We start from the raw sequence: 20237 nt of genomic DNA, 5'->3' as shown, positions 1-20237 counted from the left end.
ACTTGGGAACTGATTTTTTCATTTTCCACTTCATTCCTGCCTTATATTAAACTTCCATGCTTCATCTTCATCCATCATTCGTTTCGCAGCATAAATGAGAATAAATTGAATAATGATGGTCGGAAGCCCCATCAATCCTGAAATCACTTGCAATGGTGGCAAACCACCGATTTGCATTAAGATAAGCGCAAGCCCAGTAATAACCGCAGCTACGATAATCCGTAATATTTTAGGAGGTTCAAACTTACTCATATCCCTGGTACTTGTATAAGCTGCTATGGTATAAGTAGTAGAATCCAAGGTCGTAGTCAAGAAAATCAACGCGACGATGATAAAAATCATGATGGCGAGTTCACCCAAGGGCAGGGTGGAAAGTATATCGGGAATCGCAGCCATTCTCTCATCTTCTTTAACGAGCTCCAATACACCCATGTCTCCTTTTAAGAAACGATGAACACCTAATCCCCCGAGTACACCAGTAGCTATCCAGGAAATAAACGTCGGTGCAAGCAGATAAGTGAGGATCATCTCTTTGATTGTCCGCCCTTGTGAGATTTTCGCAGCAAACACACTGTGAAGCATTGCCCATGTGGCACTATAGGCATACCAAAAAACCGTGTTGCTTTGAATATGAGACGCTTTCCCTTGATGAACGGAATCGGTATTCAAAGAGATGTTCAAGTAATGTGTGATTAGAAACGATACACTGTCTGTAAAATAATTCATGATGAATACGCCGGGACCGAATAATAATATGAAAAGGGCAAAAACACCTGCTAAGTACATATTGAATGTACTCAACCGCTTAATCCCCTTATCTATCCCCAAGTACGCACTTACTGAGAAAAGAATAACCCATACAACCGTTACGATTATCGTTAACCCGAAAGTGACTTCAATGTCCATAAGAGCAGATACATTATGAGTGATGATTGGCGCACCTAAACCCAGAGTCACGGAGGCTCCCGCTAATATACTGATAAGAAAAAGGATGTCAAGGACTCTCCCTCCCCATCCATCCGTAAATCGATCGCCGAATAATATTCGACAAGACTCGGATATTCTCATTAAAGGGCGTTTCTTCACATGTAAAATATATCCCATTGCAGGAGCAATCATGACGAAAATCGCAAACACCTGAAACCCCCATAGGAACATGCTGTATGCATTCCCCCACAAAAGAGCTTCTGGAGATCCAGCTTCCACGCCGGCAGGAGGGTCATTCGCAACAGAGGTCCATTGAAGCATCCCTGTCCTCATAATTGTGGACCCGACCCCCATGGCTATTAAAATAGAGGCATATTCAAAAAGTGTGAAACGCGGCTTTTCTTCAGGATCACCCAGGACTACTTCACCATATTTGGAAAATGAAAAGTACAATCCGGCTGCAACAAGAAGGATTCCATACCAAAGATATCCCCAACTGAATACTTCTACAATTTCATTGAATATTATATTTAGTAACTTCAGAGACTCTGATTCATATAACGCAAAAGGTATACTTATTGCTATGATGACTAGTATTGCAGGAATGAAGATTTTGTAATCGATTAGTTTGCTGCTGTCCATCGTACACTACTCCTTTATCTGTATTTATGTGTGGTGTAGTTGGATTTACCCACTCACAAATATGACTAAAAGGAGAATTTGAATAATTATCAAATTTTCTTACACACGTAGATGGACCTTGTATTTAGGAAAGGTGTTGTAATAAACCGTAAGTAAATCTTTTTCAAAGGACAATGCATCTCCAAAAATAACGCACGACCGTCTATATCAACGACTACTTAATGCCACTTGTATCCCGATCATAGTCAACACAATACCTTCGATTAAATTCATTCTTTCAGCAAACCAATCATGGTGGATCAACCATGAACGGACCTTTACAGAGAAAACGCTGACTGTAGAGAAAATCACAAATGCCTGGACAAGAAAAATCACACCCAGAGTAAACATTTGTACAGAAGCGTTCCAACTCCCTTCATTAACGAATTGAGGAAGTAAAGCGAGGAAAAACAAAGATACTTTCGGATTCAATACATTCATAATGATCCCTTTTTTATATAAAGATTTATAATTTCTTCGAACTTGGTCGTTCATATCTATCCGATTAGTTTTACTCTTGAATGCCTGCCAGGCCAAATAAAGAAGATAAACAGCTCCCGCATACTTTATAAGGGAAAATATTATCCCTGATTGATAGATTATTGCAGAAAGACCTGCAGTTGCCGCAGTAATATGTACAAAAAGTCCCGTGCAGAGACCTAGTGCAGTCGAAATGCCCGCTCTGCTGTTTTGAGAAATGCTTTGAGAAATGACAAAAAGTATATCCGGACCGGGCATTAAGGTCAGAGCGACTGCCATTCCTAAAAAAGACAGGAGAAGCGGAAGTTCCATCAAAGATTCCCCCTTTCTATATAGAAGTCAATTTATTAAAAATTAACAGAGAAATTTCCCGCTGTACACTTTTTCCAATTATAATAATAACCATAATAGAGGTTATTTCATTGCTTATCTATTCGTAACATCATCCATACAGCAAACGTTGGGCTTTTGTAAACGACTCTCGAGGGACATGAATTTCATAATAGACAATCACACCCATCCCATGTGAGTTATTCCCTCCCGCACGGATACTCTTTGTTTTCGTTTTGATTCCATTTTCACTCAGCAGCCATTTAGCTTCTGAGTATTTAGTCAGGTTTTCTGTACATATAATCATCTCAGTCGGCTGCCATAATTTTTTCAAAAAGTTGAACAAATCCACTCACCACTTCCTCCCGTGATTTTCTTCAGTGAGTTACCCTGGAACACAATATCTCTAGAGCTTGTGAAAACACTATAACAAATCATCCATAGGTTTTCAGGGCATGGGAATTTGCTGCATTGGTAAAACCTTAAATTTAAATAAACAAGATCCGAACCTGGTTTGGGCTCGGATCATTCATATTACGCTGTGTCATTTGATTATATGCTTACAGTCACTAATTCGTATAGAAGATAAACAGCACACCAACTAAAACGATACGGTAAATAGCAAATGGGAATAACTTTATTTTGTTGATTAAACGTAAAAAGAACTTTATGGAGATGAATGCAAATAAAAAAGCACTGATGAATCCTGCTAAAAACAAAGGAAAAGAAGATAGTGTAAAATATTCAATATTCTTAATAAATGATAATGTGCTTGCACCCAGCATAATTGGAACAGCCATAATAAAAGTGAAATCAGCTGCAGCTCGGTGGCTCATGCCGACTAAAACACCAGCTGAAATAGTAGCACCAGACCTTGAAAAACCAGGCCATAAGGAAAAACATTGAATGGTACCAATGACTAAAGCTTGCCTGTAAGTCATTTGATCTACCGTCTGTGTCCTATTCAAAGAGTTGGAAGATTTATCAGCAATGATCATCAAAAAAGATCCAAGAAGTAACCCTACCATTACTGTTTCAATCGTAAACAGATATTGGTCAATGTAGTCCTCGACCAGAAAGCCCAACGCTGCTGCAGGAATCAATCCGACCAGGATGTGAGACAATTTTAATCCTCCAGCTTTCAGTTTACCCCCATTTCCGTTCGTATCCAATCCCAGTAATTGAACAAACCGATCTTTGAATACAACGACGACTGCTAATATCGATCCAAGTTGGACGACCACTTTAAAAGTATTTGCAACAGAAGCACCCAAAAACTCATGAGAATGCAGCCACATGTCATCGACGATAATCATATGACCTGTGGAAGAGACAGGCGCGAACTCAGTCAAGCCTTCAAACATGCCTAGAATCACTACTTTAATAAAAGATATTAATTCCATGTGCTCCCTTACCTTTTTTGAAGTTTTTTTCGTTTAAGGTAAATCCAAATCATTAGAAGTAGAAAAATGAAACCTGTAAAACTATAAGTCAAAGCCGAATACATATGCATGTAATGAAGAATATCCGACCATGACTCACCAAGAATCACACCAGCAGTAACAAGCAGTAAATTCCATGTAAATGTTCCAAACAATGTGAAACTTACAAACAAAGTGAAGTTCATTCCCGACATCCCTGCAGGAATAGAAATAAGACTACGTACCAGTGGAATCATTCGGCACAAAAGAACGGTCCATACGCCATATTTATTGAACCACTCCAAAGTTTTGAACACGTCTTCTTTTTTTAACCTTAAAAGACCACCCCACTTGTCAACAACATCTGCAACTTTATCAATTCCTAAAAAATATCCCGCACCATATAAAAGAATAGCTCCTGTAACAGATCCACTTGTTGCTAAAATGACCACTCCGAGAGCTGATAAACTTGTATAAGTCGTCAAGAAACCTCCAAATGGCAAAATGACCTCAGAGGGTATCGGGGGGAATAAATTTTCTAAGGTCATTAACATAAACACACCCAAATAACCATGTTGTTCCATAAATTGAATGATCCAATCAACCATTAGAACCTTCACTGCTTCCTTTCTTCAACCTTCTTAATGTTTAAATACAAAATACTTTATAACCTTCATTCATTACCCATTGGCTTCATTCCCACCAATTGTCTCAGCTCTTCTGAGTTAAACATGTTCCATGAGAATTTCAAATTGTAGTCCCCCCAATCCACGCCAACGAACCACCCGCTCAAGTAAATTCCTCCGAATAATAGAGCTATGATACACGAACTCATTAAATAATACTCCACCATTTCTTTTGACACCTTGAAAGTGTTCACTTTTTTGTCGTCCTTTATTTATAAATTTTTGTTATCAGTCTTACGTTAAATTTAAATTCAATGGTAAAGAGGATAGGAAACATGTAAAAGAAGTTTAAAAAATACCCTACATGAGCATGTGTAGGGTTGGCGCACTTTCTGTTTTGTATATTTTATTAACTATTTGACTGGTCGTATAATCTTAGTGTGTTTCTAGTATTGTTCCTGCTACTGTAATCCCCCTCCATTCTCTTCTAAACTTATTATACCAATATGGAGAGGTAACAAGTACAAGTTGAAAAAATATTTACACCACACATGTTAAGTTCCATCAAGCACAGCGGTGTTCAACCCCTTTTGAAGGGGTTGAACTTCATGATTCTATTCAAAAAGTCTTCGTATGAAACGTGATGTTTATCCCATTGGTTATACCATTTTCTCACCGTCTCCACCAGCCAGTAAGGTACACACTTGCCATCAATCAGATGGTAATGTCTTTCATAACCTCTTTTCAAATGCTCCCATCGAAAATCATTCCCTGGTTGGGCATATTCTGACACATCGATGATTTTTGCTCTTCCATTTTGTAATAAGATATTCTTCAAATGTATATCACGTGGGTTCAACCCGATCTCACGAACATAATCTCTGGCTTCTTCCACATCATCAACTACTTGACACGGAATGTGTACCCCTTGGAGCACACAGTCAAATAATGTTATCCCTTCTTCATAACTTAAAACCAAGTATTCAGGAGTGGAAGCGTAAAAAATGGGAAAGTATGTTGAAGTACCAAGTTTCCTGTAAATGTTCGTTTCGATCTCAACTTTACTCCGCTTGTCTTCTGCAAAGATTTTAAAAGCATAAAGAGGGGATTCTAAGTACTGGAATACTGCTGCATCGGTTCCAACTCCGATACACCGAAGTCCTTCCGGGTGACCCTGTATGGTTACAGGCCCGTTATTCGGGCTTGAATGAACAGTGACTTGAGAAAGCGAAGGTATTGCAACCTCCCAGCCTCTCTTCATATCCTTCCTCCACCTCTCTTAATCTCATTCAATCAATTCATATCTGATTAATCTATCATTATACTCTTTCTTTATAGATTTACCACAAAAAACATGAAAATATGAACGGGTGATCCACTTTATTTTTTTCTGATCATTGTGTATTTGATTCCTTGGATGGAAGTCGACTGCTTCATTGCAGTGAACGGGTGTACACCTGCTTTTACTTGGTAAGTGTAAGCCTCTTGTCTATTATCAATAATAAGGATTCATAACATCTCAACCCCAAAAAAAGATCCAAACAAAGTTTGGATCTTTTTTAGAATCATTCGTCTTTATTTCTGTGATTCAATACGAATAAGGCTGCAACAATCCCTAAGAGACCAAGAGCAAGTACTATCGGATTATTAAAATTCAAAGAAGATTCGGGCTGCTCTTCTTCCTCCTCCCCAGCATCAGGGGAAGGTTCTGGTTCTGGCTCTGGCTTTGGCTCCGAAGTTTTTTCCGGGTCTTCCGGATTTAATGGATCAGTATTTGCCTCCACTTCTTCACCATCACCATATCCATCTCCATCAGTATCAGGTTTGTCAGGGTCCGTACCCAAGTCCGCCTCTTCCGAATCGCTCAGTCCATCTCCATCTGAATCAACTGGAGCGGGTAATTCTGTTTTTGCTCCATCGACTTTCAATGTGTCAGAAGATGAGATGGAATCATATGCCCCTCCATAGAAAGTATATTGACCGTCGTCTGTAAATGGATACCGACCATCTGTATATTCCATGTACAATGTGAACCTTCCCTCAGAGGTATCTGCATACGGGTGATCAAGTAATTCAGCCAGACTGTATGAAATGACTCCTGTTGCTGCATCAATCGTCATCTGGTTTTCAGAGACATTTCCAGATTCAGTCATTGGAAACCCACTTATATCAATAACATCGACAGAATACGTTCCACTAAAATCCATCTGATCAATAATATTTGCCTCTACAAATTCTTGTGGCAGCAGATAGTACACCGTTCCATTTGCAAAAGCCTGCATATTTGCAGCACCATTTAAAAGGAGTGACAAATTTTTATAAACCCCATCCTGCCCTCCAGTTAAACCAGCATTTGGCCAGATCCTTGTGTCCTCAGCAGATACCACTTTGGTCTCGAGTACCTCTACACCTTTACTTGATGGAAGATTAAGCGAATATGGTAAAAACAAAGTACAAACTAAAAGGAACAAGGAACAAAAGGTCACGCACTTACTCACTTTCCTTCTTGGATAACCTCTAATTTTTTCCATAAATAACCTCCCCCTTTCACAATATTTTTTATGAATCGTGTTCATGACTAAGAAATGTGATGGACGAGATTATTAAGCGAAGAAAGTCTGAAATTCGCGGGGATATATAAAATCCTCCCCATATCAGAAAACCTTCTTTAATTACTTATGGCGATGATCTGAAGAGGATATCAAATTAGTCATTAAACCTTTAGGGTGTGCTACATTCCTTTTAACAATTAGGTCTAAAAAGAAGCCTCTTTTAAAGTCTGTTGTTGATATTTTAAATGATTACTAAAAAGTCCCCGTCTAGGATAAGGGCGCTGGTCCGTTATTTACTCAGAGCATGGGATGGCAGGGAAAACAGTCCGCTTCCCGCGGGGGACGCTTGAGCCTCCTCGAACTTTGTTCTCCGAGGTCTCACCTTGTTCCTTTTTCCCGCAGGAGTCTACCTGTTTTCCCTGCCATCACGTTCATAGTTGGTGTAACGGATTTATGTTATGGCCTTTCTGACCCATCTACTTTGAAGAGGCGGCCTTTTAGAATGGCGAGACTCCTGTGGGATAAAGGTACATCGTGAGACCCCGGAAGGCGCAGCCTGAGGAGGCTCACGGTACCCCACGGAAAGGGAGTCATTCTAAAAGGCAGCCTCATACAAATTCCAGTACAGAAAGAGATGATATGAGCGCACAGTGAAATAAGAACACCACGCAATAACAAAGCCAAAAAGAAAAAAGAAGCCACCAGGATAGTGGGACTTCATAAGTTATAACTCATATCTTCACTCATCTTTATTCCATACATCCTTAAGCAGGAAATACACAGCAAAACTCACAAGCACAAGCGCTAATAAAAATTCTGGAAGCAGTATATATTGAACGTAAAATTGTGTCAGTTCTCCACCAATGAATGGCTGACGCCCGACCGCTTCAATCGCTCTACCTCCAGATATTCCGATGCCGATTCCTATCCCGGCCAGCCCCAGGATCAATAAAGCGGCACAAAAACTGTAATTCTGTAATCCTCTCAACTGATTTCCCCCTTCAATTGTTCTCTACAATCTATTCTGTGCAACGGACTGTTGTATGGACATTCTCTAATTTCCCAAAAAAATAGAGTGCCAGTCAGGCACTCTTTCAATTTCCAGTCCTTTGCATTTCAGGTTTAATTCGTTTTCTTTGTGTTCGGACGGTCTCTTCTGTCGATTTTTTTGACCATATCGTTGCCAGAATAGGACCTGAAATATTATGCCAAACTGCTGCAATGACATTAGGTAAAGCGGCCAATGGACCAAAGTGCGCTGATGCTAAAGCGACACCAAGGCCGGAGTTCTGCATCCCCACTTCAATGGAAATGGCCCGGCGTTTACTTTCATCCAAACGTAACCCTTTTGCAACCATATAACCGAGGAACAAACCAATTATATTATGCAGCATAACCGCTGTGAAAATGCTCACCCCGGAATTCGTAATATTATCTACATTTAGTGAGACTACAGCAGAAACGATGACGATGATTGCAACTACAGAAATAAGCGGTACCACCGCTGCACTTTTTTCTACGGTTTTCGGGAAAAACTTACGCAACGTTACCCCTAAACCAATCGGAATAATGATGACTTGCACAATCGAGATGAACATTGCCATTGGATCGACTGGAAGCCATTGGCCTGCCAATACCAACAGAATGAGGGGTGTCAAAACAGGTGCAAGCATCGTCGATAAAGATGTCATGGCAACAGATAGTGCCAGATTTCCCTTAGCTAAATAAACCATCACATTGGAAGCTGTTCCACCTGGGACAGAACCTAACAGGACCAGACCAGCAGCGAGCCCTGCAGGAAGGTCCATCATATAAGCTATTCCGAAAGCCACTAGAGGCATCAATATGTATTGAGCTGATACTCCAATGAGTACCGGTACGGGCTTTTTAGCCACTAACTTGAAATCTACAGGCTTCAAGGTCAGCCCCATTCCAAACATAACCACACCTAATAGAATAGTTATGAATGAAGCCAGATTGGTAAAAGGCGCAGGAAAGAAATAAGCTACCGATGCTATTCCCACCACCCAAAAAGCGAAATACTTTCCAGCCATATTGCTTACGATTTCCAACCATTTCATTATGTACTCACCTTCCTCTGAAAAATTTTGTTAGGGTTCATTATGCCTTTCGGATCAAGAGAACTCTTGATTTTTTTCATCACTTCCAAAGCCGCCCCGTGTTCCTGCTCCTGATATTTCATTTTGCCGAACCCGACTCCATGCTCTCCTGTAGATGTTCCACCTCGCTGCAGCGCGTCTTTTACAATCCATTCGTTGAAATCTTCCGCTCTTTTCACTTCGTCTTTATCCTGCATGTCGATCATTAGCAGCGCGTGGTAGTTCCCATCTCCGACATGACCTAGAATCCCTCCTGTAAGCCTACATTTTTCCATCAGTTCCCTTCCGTATGAAATCGCGCTCCCCAATTGGGATATTGGCACACAAACATCCGTAACCATCAATTTACGTCCAGGAAATCCATGAACATAAGCATAGGCTAAATTGTGCCTGGCTTCCCATAGTTTGTTTCTTGATGCGTGGTCATGTTCGTATTGCAAGTCTTCACAATTATGGTCTTTAACGATATCCTCCATGAAAGACAAATCACTCTTTAAGCCAGCTTCGTTTCCATGAAATTCAAGGAACAAACTCGTTTTTTCCGAAAAGTTTGTCTCACTGAACCGATTGACCTGACGTATCGAGTCTTCATCCACTAACTCGACACGGGCGATGGACAAACCGGACTGCAGAATTGCAACGACAGCATTTACGGCATCATTCAAGGAAGAAAACGTCGCTCGTGCTGCCATAATGTGTTCTGGAATTCCATACACCCGAAGTGTCAGTTCTGTTATACAACCTAGTGTCCCTTCCGAACCAACATAGAGACGGTTTAAATCGTAACCTGAGGAAGACTTTCTAGCTGAGTTTCCTGTATGTATGACTTCCCCGTCGGGATGAACTATCTGTAAATCATGCACCTGATCTTTCATAACTCCATACTTGACAGATGTGGTACCGCTTGCGTTCGTAGATGCCATCCCCCCAAGGGTCGCATCCGCTCCCGGATCTACAGAGAAAAAAAGCCCATATTTCTTCAGGGCTTTATTTAACTGGGAACGAGTAACGCCCGGCTGCACTTTGACAAGAAAATCATTTTCTTTTATTTCAAGGATTTGATCCATCATGGAAAAATCGATGGTCATTCCTTTGTCATAAGGGATGACATGCCCTTCCAAGCTGGTACCCAATCCGAAGGGAATAATGGGGGTTTCTGTACGATCTGCTATCTGGACGATCCCACTTACTTCCTGTGTAGTTTCCGGGAATACGACAAGGTCAGGAAAGCTGTTCCGATGATAGGATTCATCTTTACTATGACGTTCGAGGATGGTTTCATTCGTTGAGATTTGGTCACTCCGTAAAAACTCTTTAAGCTCTTCAATTAAACTGTGAGCAGACACATTCATTCTTTGTCCCCCTTTGAATTATTTAAATCCATTGGAGTGAATTATACATAACATTCTGAACATTACAACCATACGTATGGAGAGAAATAAAAGAAAAAGTATATAAGTTTATGAAACCTGCAGCTTTCTATATTTAGATGGTTAGAAATGGTTTACAAATTTATACACATGATCTAATATAAAAAGCAACACAAGAACTGCATATGAAACGAACATGCACTGGGGGAGCTGCAACATCAAATGTGGCTGAGAGGAAAGGTTTCCGACCCTTACGACCCGATCTGGATAATACCAGCGTGGGGAAGTGCAGTCGGCATTCGTTGAACCATTTTGGTTCTACATATTCTAAATGTGGACTGCATTCCCCCGGGATGCAGTCTTTTTGTGTACCAAAATTCAAGGAGTGTTTTTATATGAATCAATCATGTGGGAATCAACGCATTGCAGGCTGCTCATTTTCTGTGCACCCGATGGCTGACGACTTTGTGAAGTATATCAAGGATAGTTTGAGTGAAGTCGATACAACAAAAGTGTGGATGGAGACCGATGACGTTACGACCACGGTCAGAGGTACAATCGAGCATGTTTTCGACGTAACGAAGGCGATATTGCTGCATATTGCAAAGACCGATGTTCATGTTGCATTTCAAGGCACTTTTTCCATCGGCTGCCCTGGAGATTCTTCCGGAGATGCATACATGGATGTGTCTTCAAATTTGATGAATGAAGGGTACTCCCGAGATATCAGACAATACATCGCTTCGAAATTTTCTCTCTATCCTTTAGGCGGCGGGGATTATATGGACACGATATATAAACAGATCGACGCGATGAAAGAAAAAGGAGTCCGCGTTGCTCACGCCCATTATTCCACCCGTCTGGAAGGAGACACCCATGATATATTCAAAGGTTTAGAAGAGGTATTCCGTGAAACACAAGCCCGAGTTCCACATACAGTCATGACTGTAACGGTTTCTGCTAACAGTCCCTCTCATAAGGAGGATCTGAATGAATAGCTGGAAGTTGAAAGAAATTGTTGTTATGTCCACTTTATCTGTCGTTTTTGCTGTCATTTATTTAGCTTTTCTTCCCATAGGAAAGATCCTTGTAGGATTCTTCGGGCCGATTGGTTATGATCTTATTTTCGGAATTTGGTTCATCGTTTCTATCATTGCCGCCTATATCATCCGGAAGCCTGGAGCAGCTTTCTTATCCGAGACTATTGCGGCAACCGTTGAAGTGTTACTCGGAAATGCTGTAGGTCCGATGTTAATTGTCGCTGGAATGATCCAGGGCGCAGGTGCAGAATCAGCTTTTGCCATTACCCGATATAAAAAATATACTTTAGCGACACTCATGTTTGCAGGAGTCATGGCCGCAGTGTTCAGTTTTGCATGGGGGTATTTCCGATCTGGATACGCTGCTCTGGATTCAAGTTATGTCATTGCTATGCTCGTATTACGAATGGTAAGTGGTGCGCTGATTTCAGGTGTATTAGGCAAGTATTTAAGTGATGCACTTGCGAGGACTGGTGTTCTGTCGAGTTTCGCACTAGGAAAAGAAATGAGGAGAAGACGAGCGGCATGAATGAACCTATCATAATGACCAAACACCTTTCTGTAAGTTATGAAGAAGTTGAAGAGCCGGCTCTCAATGATATAAATTTATCGATTGAAAAAGGAAGTACATGGCTGATCTTAGGGCCAAGCGGCGCAGGAAAGAGTACTTTTATCCATTGTTTGAATGGCCTTTTTCCTCGAGAATTGGATGGAGAAATGTCTGGCCATGTTTATGTAAATGGAAAAGATACTCGAGATTACCATCCAGGAGAAATCAGCCGGCATATCGGTATTGTTTTTCAAGATCCCGATACACAATTCTGCATGCTGACAGTTGAAGATGAGATTGCTTTTGGCTTAGAAAACCTCTCCACACCCCTGGAAAAAATGGAAGAACTGATTACCGAATCTCTAAAGCTCGTAGGTCTTGAGCATTATCGGAAATCGGACATTTCCACACTCTCCGGGGGTGAAAAGCAAAAGCTCGCTCTTGCTTGTGTCCTTGCCATGAAACCTGATGTATTGATTTTAGACGAACCTACATCAAACCTCGATCCTTGTACAGCTGAGATTTTCACACAGATATTACACCGTTTAAAAGCACAACTGGGGATTACATTGATTGTCATTGAACACAAAATAGAGGAATGGACAGAGCTGGTACAGCATTCTGCCATACTCAATCAAAATGGGGAGCTGTTCTATCAGGGGACACTGCGGGATGGAGTAACGGAACATGCGAGTTCACTAAAAAAATTAGGGGTATGGCTGCCTTATGCCACTAGAGAGGCCTTGAAGACAGCCTCTCCCCTTTCCAAACTGCCTATGACAATTGATGAATTATCTTTCAAACCTGAAATTGTACACCCATCTGACGGATACCGTGGACAACAGTTGTTGCAAACAGACAATTTATCATGGCATGCATCTAAGCAGAAGATTTTGGATTCGGTCCATCTGGATATTTTTCAAAATGAATTCGTAGCGATTGTTGGTCCGAACGGAAGTGGGAAAACCACTCTCTCCCTACTTCTCGCCGGTATACACTCTCCTAATCGAGGATCTATTCACCTTAAAGGAAGACCTCTGGGAGAATGGCGTGAGGATAATTTAAGAAATGTCATTGGCTATGTGTTCCAAAATCCTGAACACCAATTCATAACAGACAGCGTTTTTGAAGAAGTGGCATATAGCTTAAAATTAACCAACAAAGAAGAGAATGAAGTCAGAGAAGTTGTTTTTCAAACGTTGAAAGAATACAACCTGGAAGGCTTGGAGAATAGAAATCCCTTTCAATTGAGTCAGGGCCAGAAAAGAAGACTGAGTGTTGCTGCGATGACCGTCATGGATCAGGAACTGTTAATTTTAGATGAACCGACCTTTGGTCAGGATTGGAATACGACGGAACGTTTGATGGATGTTTTACAAGATAAAAACAGTAAAGGCAAGACCATTGTGATGATCACCCATGACATGGAACTGGTCGATCGATTCGCCACCCGTGTTCTTGTTATGGAAAAGGGAAAAGTGAAGATCGACAAAAAGCCAGATAAGTTATGGAAACAAGGTGACCTATCCCGCTACCATTTAAATCTCCCTCCCCGGATCCAAGCCGAAAGGATGAGGCTCCCTTATGTATCTAAATGACTTGAATCCAAGCGTAAAAGCATTGACCATCGCAGGTCTTGTTTTTATACTCGCTTTTTTATTTGATCCGATTACTCCCTTTCTTTATTTAATTTTTGTTATTGGCGTAACATTTTTATTTGGTAGATTTAATAAAAAGCATTACTTACTTTATTTCAGCCCCTTTTTCATATTTGCATTCGGTATGCTATGGACTACGCTCGCATTTGCGGATGCTCCTTCAAATCCCGAACAGATTATAGCGGTTTTATGGTGGGAGTTTCCTAGAGAAGATCTGTTTATAGCAGTTTCCTTATCATTGAGAGTGCTTGCATTTGCTGTGTTATCTTTATTATTTATCTTCACGACGGACATGGTGCACTTCGTTTTAAGCTTGATTCAACAGTTGAAGCTTCCTCCCAAACTTGCCTATGGAGTATTAGCCGGCTACCGTTTTCTCCCTATGCTGAAGACAGAATTCCAACAAATCAGAGCTGCACATCGAATAAGGGGAGTCAGCCAAGCGAAAACGATTCAAGGAAAAGTGGGGCAGTGGAAGCGGCTTGCGATCCCCCTCCTTGCAGGAGCAATTCGCAAAGCCGAAAGGACTGCAGTCGCGATGGAGTCGAAGGGTTTTACCGGAAACAGAAACAGGACGTATTTCCACCAGTTTACTGTCACAAAGAAGGATTGGTTATTTCCTATTTTCATGTTTACGGCATTAGGTTTAGTGATTCTGGTATCAGTCAAGCTTGGATACTTCAACATATATGATGGAGAGCTCTGAAAAACAGCTGGATACCTGAAATGGCATCCAGCTGTTTTAATTTCTATATAATAATTAAAGTCTTTTTTTAATTCCATGTTTTCATCGACACTTTTCAGGAAATGGACATATATAACCAATTCTAAATGAAAGGATGAATGAATTTATGAACAACAATACACAGTACCAACCTATTGGTGGTAAATATGAAGATGTTTCAGATGCACAAGAAGTCGTATACGCAAAAGAGTTCAAAAAGGCTGATATCGCTGGAGGATATCGCAAACCTAAAGTAAAAGAGGCCAAACGAGAAAACCCTGATTTGAAAAAGTAAACCGATGTAAAAAAGCAGCTTAAAAGCTGCTTTTTTATTTCATAGAATTGCTTCTGTTAATAAAATCCCATAGATAAAAGACATGGAGGCCTGCTTATATCCCATTCGCATGGCTTTCACAAAACATCTTTTACTTGAAGTTGTGTAATCGTCCCCTGATGAAAATATAGCTGCCATCCTCCATCAATTCTTTTCCAAATGGAACTTCGTAATGTATTTCTATCCCTGGTCTTATCTTCAATAAAATACGTGGATAAGACTACGTCTTCAGAAAGAAGTTGAATTTCATAATTGTGTAGAGTCATATCTGATAAAACGACGCCTTTTTCCATACACTCTTTTCTATCAAACATTACACCAGAGCTTCCGATTTCAAAAAAGTCATCCGCTAAAATTTCACCCAGCTTTTCAGAGGAAGAACGTACATGGAGTGATAAGTGGCTTTCTTCCAATTTTTTAATCTTATCCAGTAAATCCCGATTCATCCGATCCACTCTCCTATAAATTAAATCAATAACAATTCTTGATCATGTGCGGTCGTTCTTCAGTGTACTCACTTTTCATTACATTCCCACTTTTATACTCACACATTTGTTTGATTTCGTTTTTCTGTCTTAATTCTATATAGCGGTATGTATGATCAGGGTCATTGGTAAAAACGACTTCTGCTATCACAGGCTTTGTTCTGTTTGTGTTTCGTTTGTGTTCATAAGTCGTATCTATTGATTCTATTTCGCTTTCATCGTATGCCATTTCTTTTAGATGAGCCTTGACTTTATGTTCCATCACCCAGGATTGATATGGTTTTGATAATAGCATGACAGCACATAAAGCGAGTACACCTCCCGCCATGACGATCCCTAAGACTTTTTTCAATCTCTTGCCAGGGTCATATTTTTTCATGACTATTTCAGCAGTGAAAGAACCTGAAAAAGCGAGGAATGTATAAATACAAACCATTTGGAAAAATGTGTAGTTAAAAAAAATCAATTGAGCAGCAAAGAAGATTGTAAAAATAATTAAAGGCGCCAGGTACCTTTTCTTTATAGTAGCGTATATGATAATTCCAAGTACGAAAGAAGTTATTGGGAATAAATAAAAAACATAAGGTAGAATTTGCATAAAAGCACTCCCTTCTCAGCTTTAGTGTAATTTTACACATAAAGATATAATATTACAACCTTTTCGTCATTTATTACATCAGTAAGGAAGAACTAGCCTTTATTATACTTATTGAACAAATTGGATAACTCTTATCCACAAAGGAAAGATAATATCAAGGAGGTTAATATCATGAATAAAAACCGTGCTCAGGAAATTTGTACATCACCGAAAATGGCAAATGTAGTATTCAATGGTCAGCCAATTTACATCCAAAATGTAGACGAGCAGAATGGGACAGCTAGAATCTATCCTTTAGGTCAACCTGAACGAGAGCAAACCGTTTCGCTTAATGAGTTGGAAGAGCAATAAAAACCACCCCTCCGGACTGGAATCCAGAGGGGTGGTTTTTAATTTTTAGTTGGAACCAAAGGGATTAAGTAAGTATTGATTTCATAATCGGATGCAAGCCCTTTTGCTTTCAGGTATGCAATAAAAGCCTCTTTCATTTTACTTTCGCTTTCATCCACAAAATCAGCGGACTTATAAGTGTTCTTTTCGTTAATCCTGACGAAGCTTGAGCGTTCCTTTTCCCTTAATTCAATAATCACTTTCTCAAGTTCGATAATTCTTTCCAATGAAACAACTTCCTTCCTATCCCCATAATATGTTTTTCATTTATTTTATCATAAAACATGGTTTGTTAGGTATTTTTTTCCACTAATATAACAAATACTCCCTTCAGTTGTTTATTAAAGTAAACATCATTTCGATTTTAAATTATGATTCTTAAGATCAATTCATGACAAAAAATCTCTCCCTCTTATTTCCATGTAAAAGAACTTTCAGATTGCATCTCAATATGTGGATGATGTTTTAATTGTTCTACTAATTTAAACAGGGCATCATCTTTCTGTTTGGCTTCAATCATGCAGTCAATTTGTTCAGTGGACCCTGAAGTTCTCTTCACAAAATCCAAGAATACATCTACATCTATAAAATCAGCATGACTTTTGAAATCCTTCTCACTTTTCGGACTTGATATATGCATCTTTATGGGTAATGGTGACTCATTCCATGTAGCGACGACCCTCTCCCAAAGAGGATCCCAGTTTTCTTCTTTATGGTTGGCCATATGATGGTGGATATCAAACACTTGAGGGATATTCAATTTTTCACAAACATACAAACAGTCTTCGAGTGTGTAGCTCTTATCATCGTTCTCAATGATAATCATTTTTTGAATGCCTTTAGGTACAGAACCCCAGTTGTCTATGAATCTTTCAAGCGACTTTTCTTTATTTTCGTACCTTCCTCCTAAATGAAGAACGGCTCTGTGTTCTGGGTTGAACCCCATCGACTTAAGGAGAACATAATGGTACTTCAAAACTGATATAGATGTTTTGAATATTTCTTTTTTTGGTGTATTGATCACAACAAAGTGATCAGGATGGAAGTCCAAGCGCATGTGGTGTTTTTCTGCGAACGCACCTAATTCGGCAAGATCATTTTTAATCGGAGAAAGATAGTCCCAGTCGCTTAATTCTTCGTGAGTGGCTAATGGGACGAGCCGGGAACTCAAACGAAAAAATCGAATGTCATACGCAAGGTTATGTTTCAATAATCTTAAGGAGTTTTGAATATTGGATGAGGCAATCCTTTCCAACTTATTCAGTGCGGCTTCGCGATCTCGTATCTGCTGAAACCTTTTGAAGGTCATCGTTTGGGAAGGAGAAGCATTCTTCAAGTTCACACTCATAGCTACATACCCGAGATTATATAGAGTCATCTCTATTCACCCGCTTCATTTTCCCTTAGCATCCACTAAAGAACGAAGGATATGTAAATGTTACAATCCCATTAAAAAACCCCTCTCAGAATACTGAGAGGAGTCAGGGTTATCTTTTATTTTTCATTTAAAGCAGCAACCATTTTTTCAGCTGCGCTTTCACTGGACATTGGGTTTTGTCCTGTAATCATATTTCCATCGCGAACTGCGTGTACAGACCAGTCTTCCCCTTTAGAAAACTCAGCACCTTTATTACGAAGTTCAGTTTCCAGCATGAATGGCATTTGCTCTTCTAAGCCCATGCCGATTTCTTCAGAATCTGTGAAACCAGCTACTTTTTTACCTTTTACGAGTGGTGTGCCGTCTTCATAAGTTGCGTTAACAAGACCACTTGGACCATGGCAGACAGAACCGATGACGTTATTCTGCTCTGCATGCTTCTGCAGAACATATTGAAGCGTTTCGTTTTGCGGGAAGTCAAACATAGTCCCGTGACCTCCTGGTAGGAAAATCCCGTCAAAACCTTCCGCATCTTTTTTAGAAAGCTGTGGAGTGTCTTTCAATAGCTCTTGAGCTTCTTTCCATTCTGGTTTTTCTTCTTCTGTAATACTATTTGGATCCAGTGGAACTTCCCCGCCCTGGATACTTGTGACCTTTACGTCGTAGCCTTGTTCTTTGAAGGCATTGTATGGAACGGCATATTCTTCAAGCCAAAGTCCTGTTTTATGATCCTCTGTAATTTTATCATGGTTTGTTACGACCATTAGTACTCGTTTGTTACTCATTGTATTGCCTCCTTTGAATAATTCAGCTAAAACCTGAGGTCTTTTTTTTGACCACATATGTGTTATACCACGGAATATCTCAGGTTAAAACTAATTTGCTCACTTTATTCCATACCCGCCCAGTGCTTCTATTAACCATTGCGGTATAAAAACGAAAAAAAAAAGCGATTCACTACGGTGAACCGCTTTTTCTATTTATAGTTTGTCTCCATTGAATATAGAATTTTTAACGAGGACGTAATCGACATGACGAATCGCTTCAATTCCCGTTCCTCCTGCGTAGGAGATTGCAGATTGAAGATCCTGTTCCATTTCTACCAATGTTTCTTTTAAAGAGCCTTTGTGCTCTATGACCATTTTCTTTCCTTCCACATTCTTCTTTTCACCCTTTTGAAACTCAGATGCAGAGCCAAAATACTCTTTATACAGCTGCCCATTTTTCTCGATCGTGTGGCCGGGTGATTCTTCATGCCCTGCAAAAAGAGACCCTATCATAACCATAGTGGCTCCGAAACGGATCGATTTAGCGATGTCCCCATGTGTCCGAATCCCCCCATCGGCAATGATCGGCTTGTTCGCTGCTTTTGCACACCATCGAAGGGCTGCCAACTGCCAGCCTCCAGTGCCGAACCCTGTCTTTATTTTCGTAATGCAGACTTTTCCCGGACCAATACCTACCTTCGTGGCATCCGCGCCTGCACGTTCCAGTTCACGAACAGCCTCTGGAGTACCGACATTTCCTGCAATAACGAAAGTTTCCGGGAGGTGTGTTTTGATGTGTTGAATCATGTCGATGACAGCATTGGAATGGCCATGAGCGATATCTATCGTGATATAATCAGGTGCCGATCGTTCTGAGGATAAAAGTTCAATAAATCGATATTCCTCTTTTTTTACCCCGACACTTATGGATGCAATCAATCCTTTATCTTTCATATCCATGACAAAACCGAGACGCGTTTCCGGATCAAATCGGTGCATGATATAAAAGTATCCTTGTTCCGCCAAATTTTCTGCGATATGTGTATCAATCACCGTCTGCATATTTGCAGGTACTACCGGCAACTTGAAACTATGCTTACCTAATTTCACACTCGTATCACATTCAGCTCTGCTGTTCACCATACATTTAGCTGGAATCAGTTGTACGTCCTCATAATCAAATACATTATCCATCGGAACACTCCTAAAACCGAATATTTTTTTAATAATAATATACAACGTTCGTCTATTGTAAAATTTACAGGATTTATGAAGAAATGTCAAAATATTTATATCATTGGCTCTTTTATTGCTTTGTGTTGTTATTTCACATGCGAACTCATATCAGCTCTTTCTGTCCTGGATATTGCATGAGGCGGCCTTTTAGAATGACTCGCTTTCCGTGGGGTACCGTGAGCCTCCTCAGGCTAATGCCTTCTGGGGTCTCACGATGTACTTTAATCCCACAGGAGTCTCGCCATTCTAAAAGGCCGCCTCTTCAAAGTAGAAGGGTCAGAAATGCCATAACCGAAATTCGTTACATCAACTACGAACGGGATGGCAGGGGAAACAGGTAGACTCCTGCGGGAAAAAGGAACAAGGTGAGAACCCGGAGGACGAAGTTCGAGGAGGCTCAGCGTTCCCCGCGGAAAGCGGACTGTTTTCCCTGCCATCCCATGCTCTGAGTAAATAACGGAAACCTATACCCAGACGTGGACTATTTAGTAATCGTTTAAATATCAACAACAGACTTTAACAGAGCCATATCATTAAAAAAGCCTGCTTTTCCATCCTTGGAAAGCAGGC

General features: G+C 40.3%; 23 protein-coding genes and 1 riboswitch. Of the genes, 6 read left to right on the top strand and 17 right to left on the bottom strand.

Annotation, left to right across the window (positions count from 1 at the left end; translation table 11 throughout):
- Window positions 1-30: 30 nt before the first annotated feature.
- The 11 genes from LCL89_RS02520 to LCL89_RS02470 all read right to left on the bottom strand — a co-directional run bounded on the left by LCL89_RS02520 (window position 31) and on the right by LCL89_RS02470 (window position 10489).
- Window positions 31-1569 (bottom strand): BCCT family transporter, encoded by a 1539-nt coding sequence (locus LCL89_RS02520; RefSeq protein WP_224807509.1) that lies wholly within the window; start codon window positions 1567-1569, stop codon window positions 31-33.
- Between the two features lie 207 nt (window positions 1570-1776).
- Window positions 1777-2400 carry a LysE family translocator gene (locus tag LCL89_RS02515; protein WP_224807508.1) on the bottom strand — a complete coding sequence of 208 codons (624 nt, stop codon included), beginning with the start codon at window positions 2398-2400 and terminating at the stop codon, window positions 1777-1779.
- A gap of 130 nt (window positions 2401-2530) precedes the next feature.
- Entirely contained in the window at window positions 2531-2770 is a 240-nt protein-coding gene (locus tag LCL89_RS02510; RefSeq protein WP_224807506.1) for a hypothetical protein, read from the bottom strand.
- 217 nt (window positions 2771-2987) lie between these two features.
- Window positions 2988-3821 (bottom strand): undecaprenyl-diphosphate phosphatase, encoded by an 834-nt coding sequence (locus LCL89_RS02505; protein WP_224807504.1) that lies wholly within the window; start codon window positions 3819-3821, stop codon window positions 2988-2990.
- A gap of 8 nt (window positions 3822-3829) precedes the next feature.
- Window positions 3830-4447: a DedA family protein gene (locus LCL89_RS02500; protein WP_224807502.1), complete on the bottom strand. Its 618-nt coding sequence runs from the start codon at window positions 4445-4447 to the stop codon at window positions 3830-3832.
- Between the two features lie 65 nt (window positions 4448-4512).
- Window positions 4513-4719 (bottom strand): hypothetical protein, encoded by a 207-nt coding sequence (locus LCL89_RS02495; protein ID WP_224807500.1) that lies wholly within the window; start codon window positions 4717-4719, stop codon window positions 4513-4515.
- Between the two features lie 326 nt (window positions 4720-5045).
- On the bottom strand, window positions 5046-5726 hold the full coding sequence (locus LCL89_RS02490; protein ID WP_224807499.1) for a serine/threonine protein kinase: 681 nt from the start codon (window positions 5724-5726) through the stop codon (window positions 5046-5048).
- A 304-nt stretch (window positions 5727-6030) separates the two neighbouring features.
- Window positions 6031-6996 (bottom strand): thrombospondin type 3 repeat-containing protein, encoded by a 966-nt coding sequence (locus tag LCL89_RS02485; RefSeq protein ID WP_224807498.1) that lies wholly within the window; start codon window positions 6994-6996, stop codon window positions 6031-6033.
- Window positions 6997-7756: 760 nt separating this feature from the next.
- Window positions 7757-8005, bottom strand: a complete 249-nt coding sequence (locus LCL89_RS02480; protein ID WP_197316293.1) for a hypothetical protein — start codon at window positions 8003-8005, stop codon at window positions 7757-7759.
- Between the two features lie 106 nt (window positions 8006-8111).
- Entirely contained in the window at window positions 8112-9098 is a 987-nt protein-coding gene (locus tag LCL89_RS02475; protein WP_224807497.1) for a bile acid:sodium symporter family protein, read from the bottom strand.
- Entirely contained in the window at window positions 9098-10489 is a 1392-nt protein-coding gene (locus LCL89_RS02470) for an FAD-binding oxidoreductase (RefSeq protein ID WP_224807496.1), read from the bottom strand. Before LCL89_RS02470 ends, LCL89_RS02475 begins: the two co-directional genes overlap by 1 nt.
- Window positions 10490-10700: 211 nt before the next feature.
- A riboswitch (TPP riboswitch) is annotated at window positions 10701-10809 on the top strand.
- A 93-nt stretch (window positions 10810-10902) separates the two neighbouring features.
- On the opposite strand from LCL89_RS02470, the gene LCL89_RS02465 reads away from it, so the two are divergent.
- The 5 genes from LCL89_RS02465 (at window position 10903) to LCL89_RS02445 (ending at window position 14774) form a co-directional block, all read left to right on the top strand.
- Window positions 10903-11505: a Ykof family thiamine-binding protein gene (locus LCL89_RS02465; RefSeq protein ID WP_224807495.1), complete on the top strand. Its 603-nt coding sequence runs from the start codon at window positions 10903-10905 to the stop codon at window positions 11503-11505.
- Entirely contained in the window at window positions 11498-12076 is a 579-nt protein-coding gene (locus LCL89_RS02460; protein WP_224807494.1) for an ECF transporter S component, read from the top strand. Before LCL89_RS02465 ends, LCL89_RS02460 begins: the two co-directional genes overlap by 8 nt.
- The gene (locus LCL89_RS02455) at window positions 12073-13695 is read left to right on the top strand and encodes an ABC transporter ATP-binding protein (protein WP_224807493.1); all 1623 of its coding nucleotides are present in this window, start codon (window positions 12073-12075) and stop codon (window positions 13693-13695) included. Before LCL89_RS02460 ends, LCL89_RS02455 begins: the two co-directional genes overlap by 4 nt.
- A complete protein-coding gene (locus tag LCL89_RS02450) occupies window positions 13682-14461 on the top strand; it encodes an energy-coupling factor transporter transmembrane component T family protein (protein ID WP_224807492.1) in 780 nt (259 codons plus the stop codon). The genes LCL89_RS02455 and LCL89_RS02450 overlap by 14 nt, the downstream gene beginning before the upstream one ends.
- Window positions 14462-14606: 145 nt before the next feature.
- A complete protein-coding gene (locus tag LCL89_RS02445) occupies window positions 14607-14774 on the top strand; it encodes a YfhE family protein (protein WP_197316300.1) in 168 nt (55 codons plus the stop codon).
- A gap of 116 nt (window positions 14775-14890) precedes the next feature.
- On the opposite strand, the gene LCL89_RS02440 is transcribed toward LCL89_RS02445, so the two are convergent.
- Together LCL89_RS02440 and LCL89_RS02435 are read right to left on the bottom strand one after the other, a co-directional pair.
- Window positions 14891-15259: a nuclear transport factor 2 family protein gene (locus LCL89_RS02440; protein ID WP_224807491.1), complete on the bottom strand. Its 369-nt coding sequence runs from the start codon at window positions 15257-15259 to the stop codon at window positions 14891-14893.
- Window positions 15260-15284: 25 nt separating this feature from the next.
- Window positions 15285-15896 (bottom strand): DUF2651 family protein, encoded by a 612-nt coding sequence (locus LCL89_RS02435; RefSeq protein ID WP_224807489.1) that lies wholly within the window; start codon window positions 15894-15896, stop codon window positions 15285-15287.
- A 171-nt stretch (window positions 15897-16067) separates the two neighbouring features.
- Here LCL89_RS02435 and LCL89_RS02430 point away from each other — a divergent pair, with 171 nt between their 5' ends.
- A complete protein-coding gene (locus LCL89_RS02430; RefSeq protein WP_224807488.1) occupies window positions 16068-16247 on the top strand; it encodes a small acid-soluble spore protein H in 180 nt (59 codons plus the stop codon).
- 38 nt (window positions 16248-16285) lie between these two features.
- Here LCL89_RS02430 and LCL89_RS02425 read toward each other — a convergent pair whose 3' ends face one another.
- From LCL89_RS02425 to guaC, 4 genes are all read right to left on the bottom strand, one after another.
- The gene (locus tag LCL89_RS02425) at window positions 16286-16513 is read right to left on the bottom strand and encodes a hypothetical protein (protein ID WP_224807487.1); all 228 of its coding nucleotides are present in this window, start codon (window positions 16511-16513) and stop codon (window positions 16286-16288) included.
- A 185-nt stretch (window positions 16514-16698) separates the two neighbouring features.
- Window positions 16699-17664 carry a UV DNA damage repair endonuclease UvsE gene (gene uvsE / locus LCL89_RS02420; RefSeq protein ID WP_224807486.1) on the bottom strand — a complete coding sequence of 322 codons (966 nt, stop codon included), beginning with the start codon at window positions 17662-17664 and terminating at the stop codon, window positions 16699-16701.
- Between the two features lie 116 nt (window positions 17665-17780).
- Window positions 17781-18449, bottom strand: a complete 669-nt coding sequence (locus LCL89_RS02415; RefSeq protein ID WP_224807485.1) for a type 1 glutamine amidotransferase domain-containing protein — start codon at window positions 18447-18449, stop codon at window positions 17781-17783.
- A 195-nt stretch (window positions 18450-18644) separates the two neighbouring features.
- Complete coding sequence (gene guaC, locus LCL89_RS02410) at window positions 18645-19625, bottom strand: GMP reductase (RefSeq protein ID WP_224807484.1); 981 nt, start codon at window positions 19623-19625, stop codon at window positions 18645-18647.
- Window positions 19626-20237: the final 612 nt, after the last annotated feature.

Origin of the sequence: Halobacillus yeomjeoni (assembly GCF_020171525.1) — a bacterium.
Classification (GTDB): Bacteria; Bacillota; Bacilli; order Bacillales; family Halobacillaceae; genus Halobacillus; species Halobacillus yeomjeoni.
Note: the sequence above shows the minus strand (reverse complement) of the source record. Positions and strands in the feature narration are given on the sequence as shown.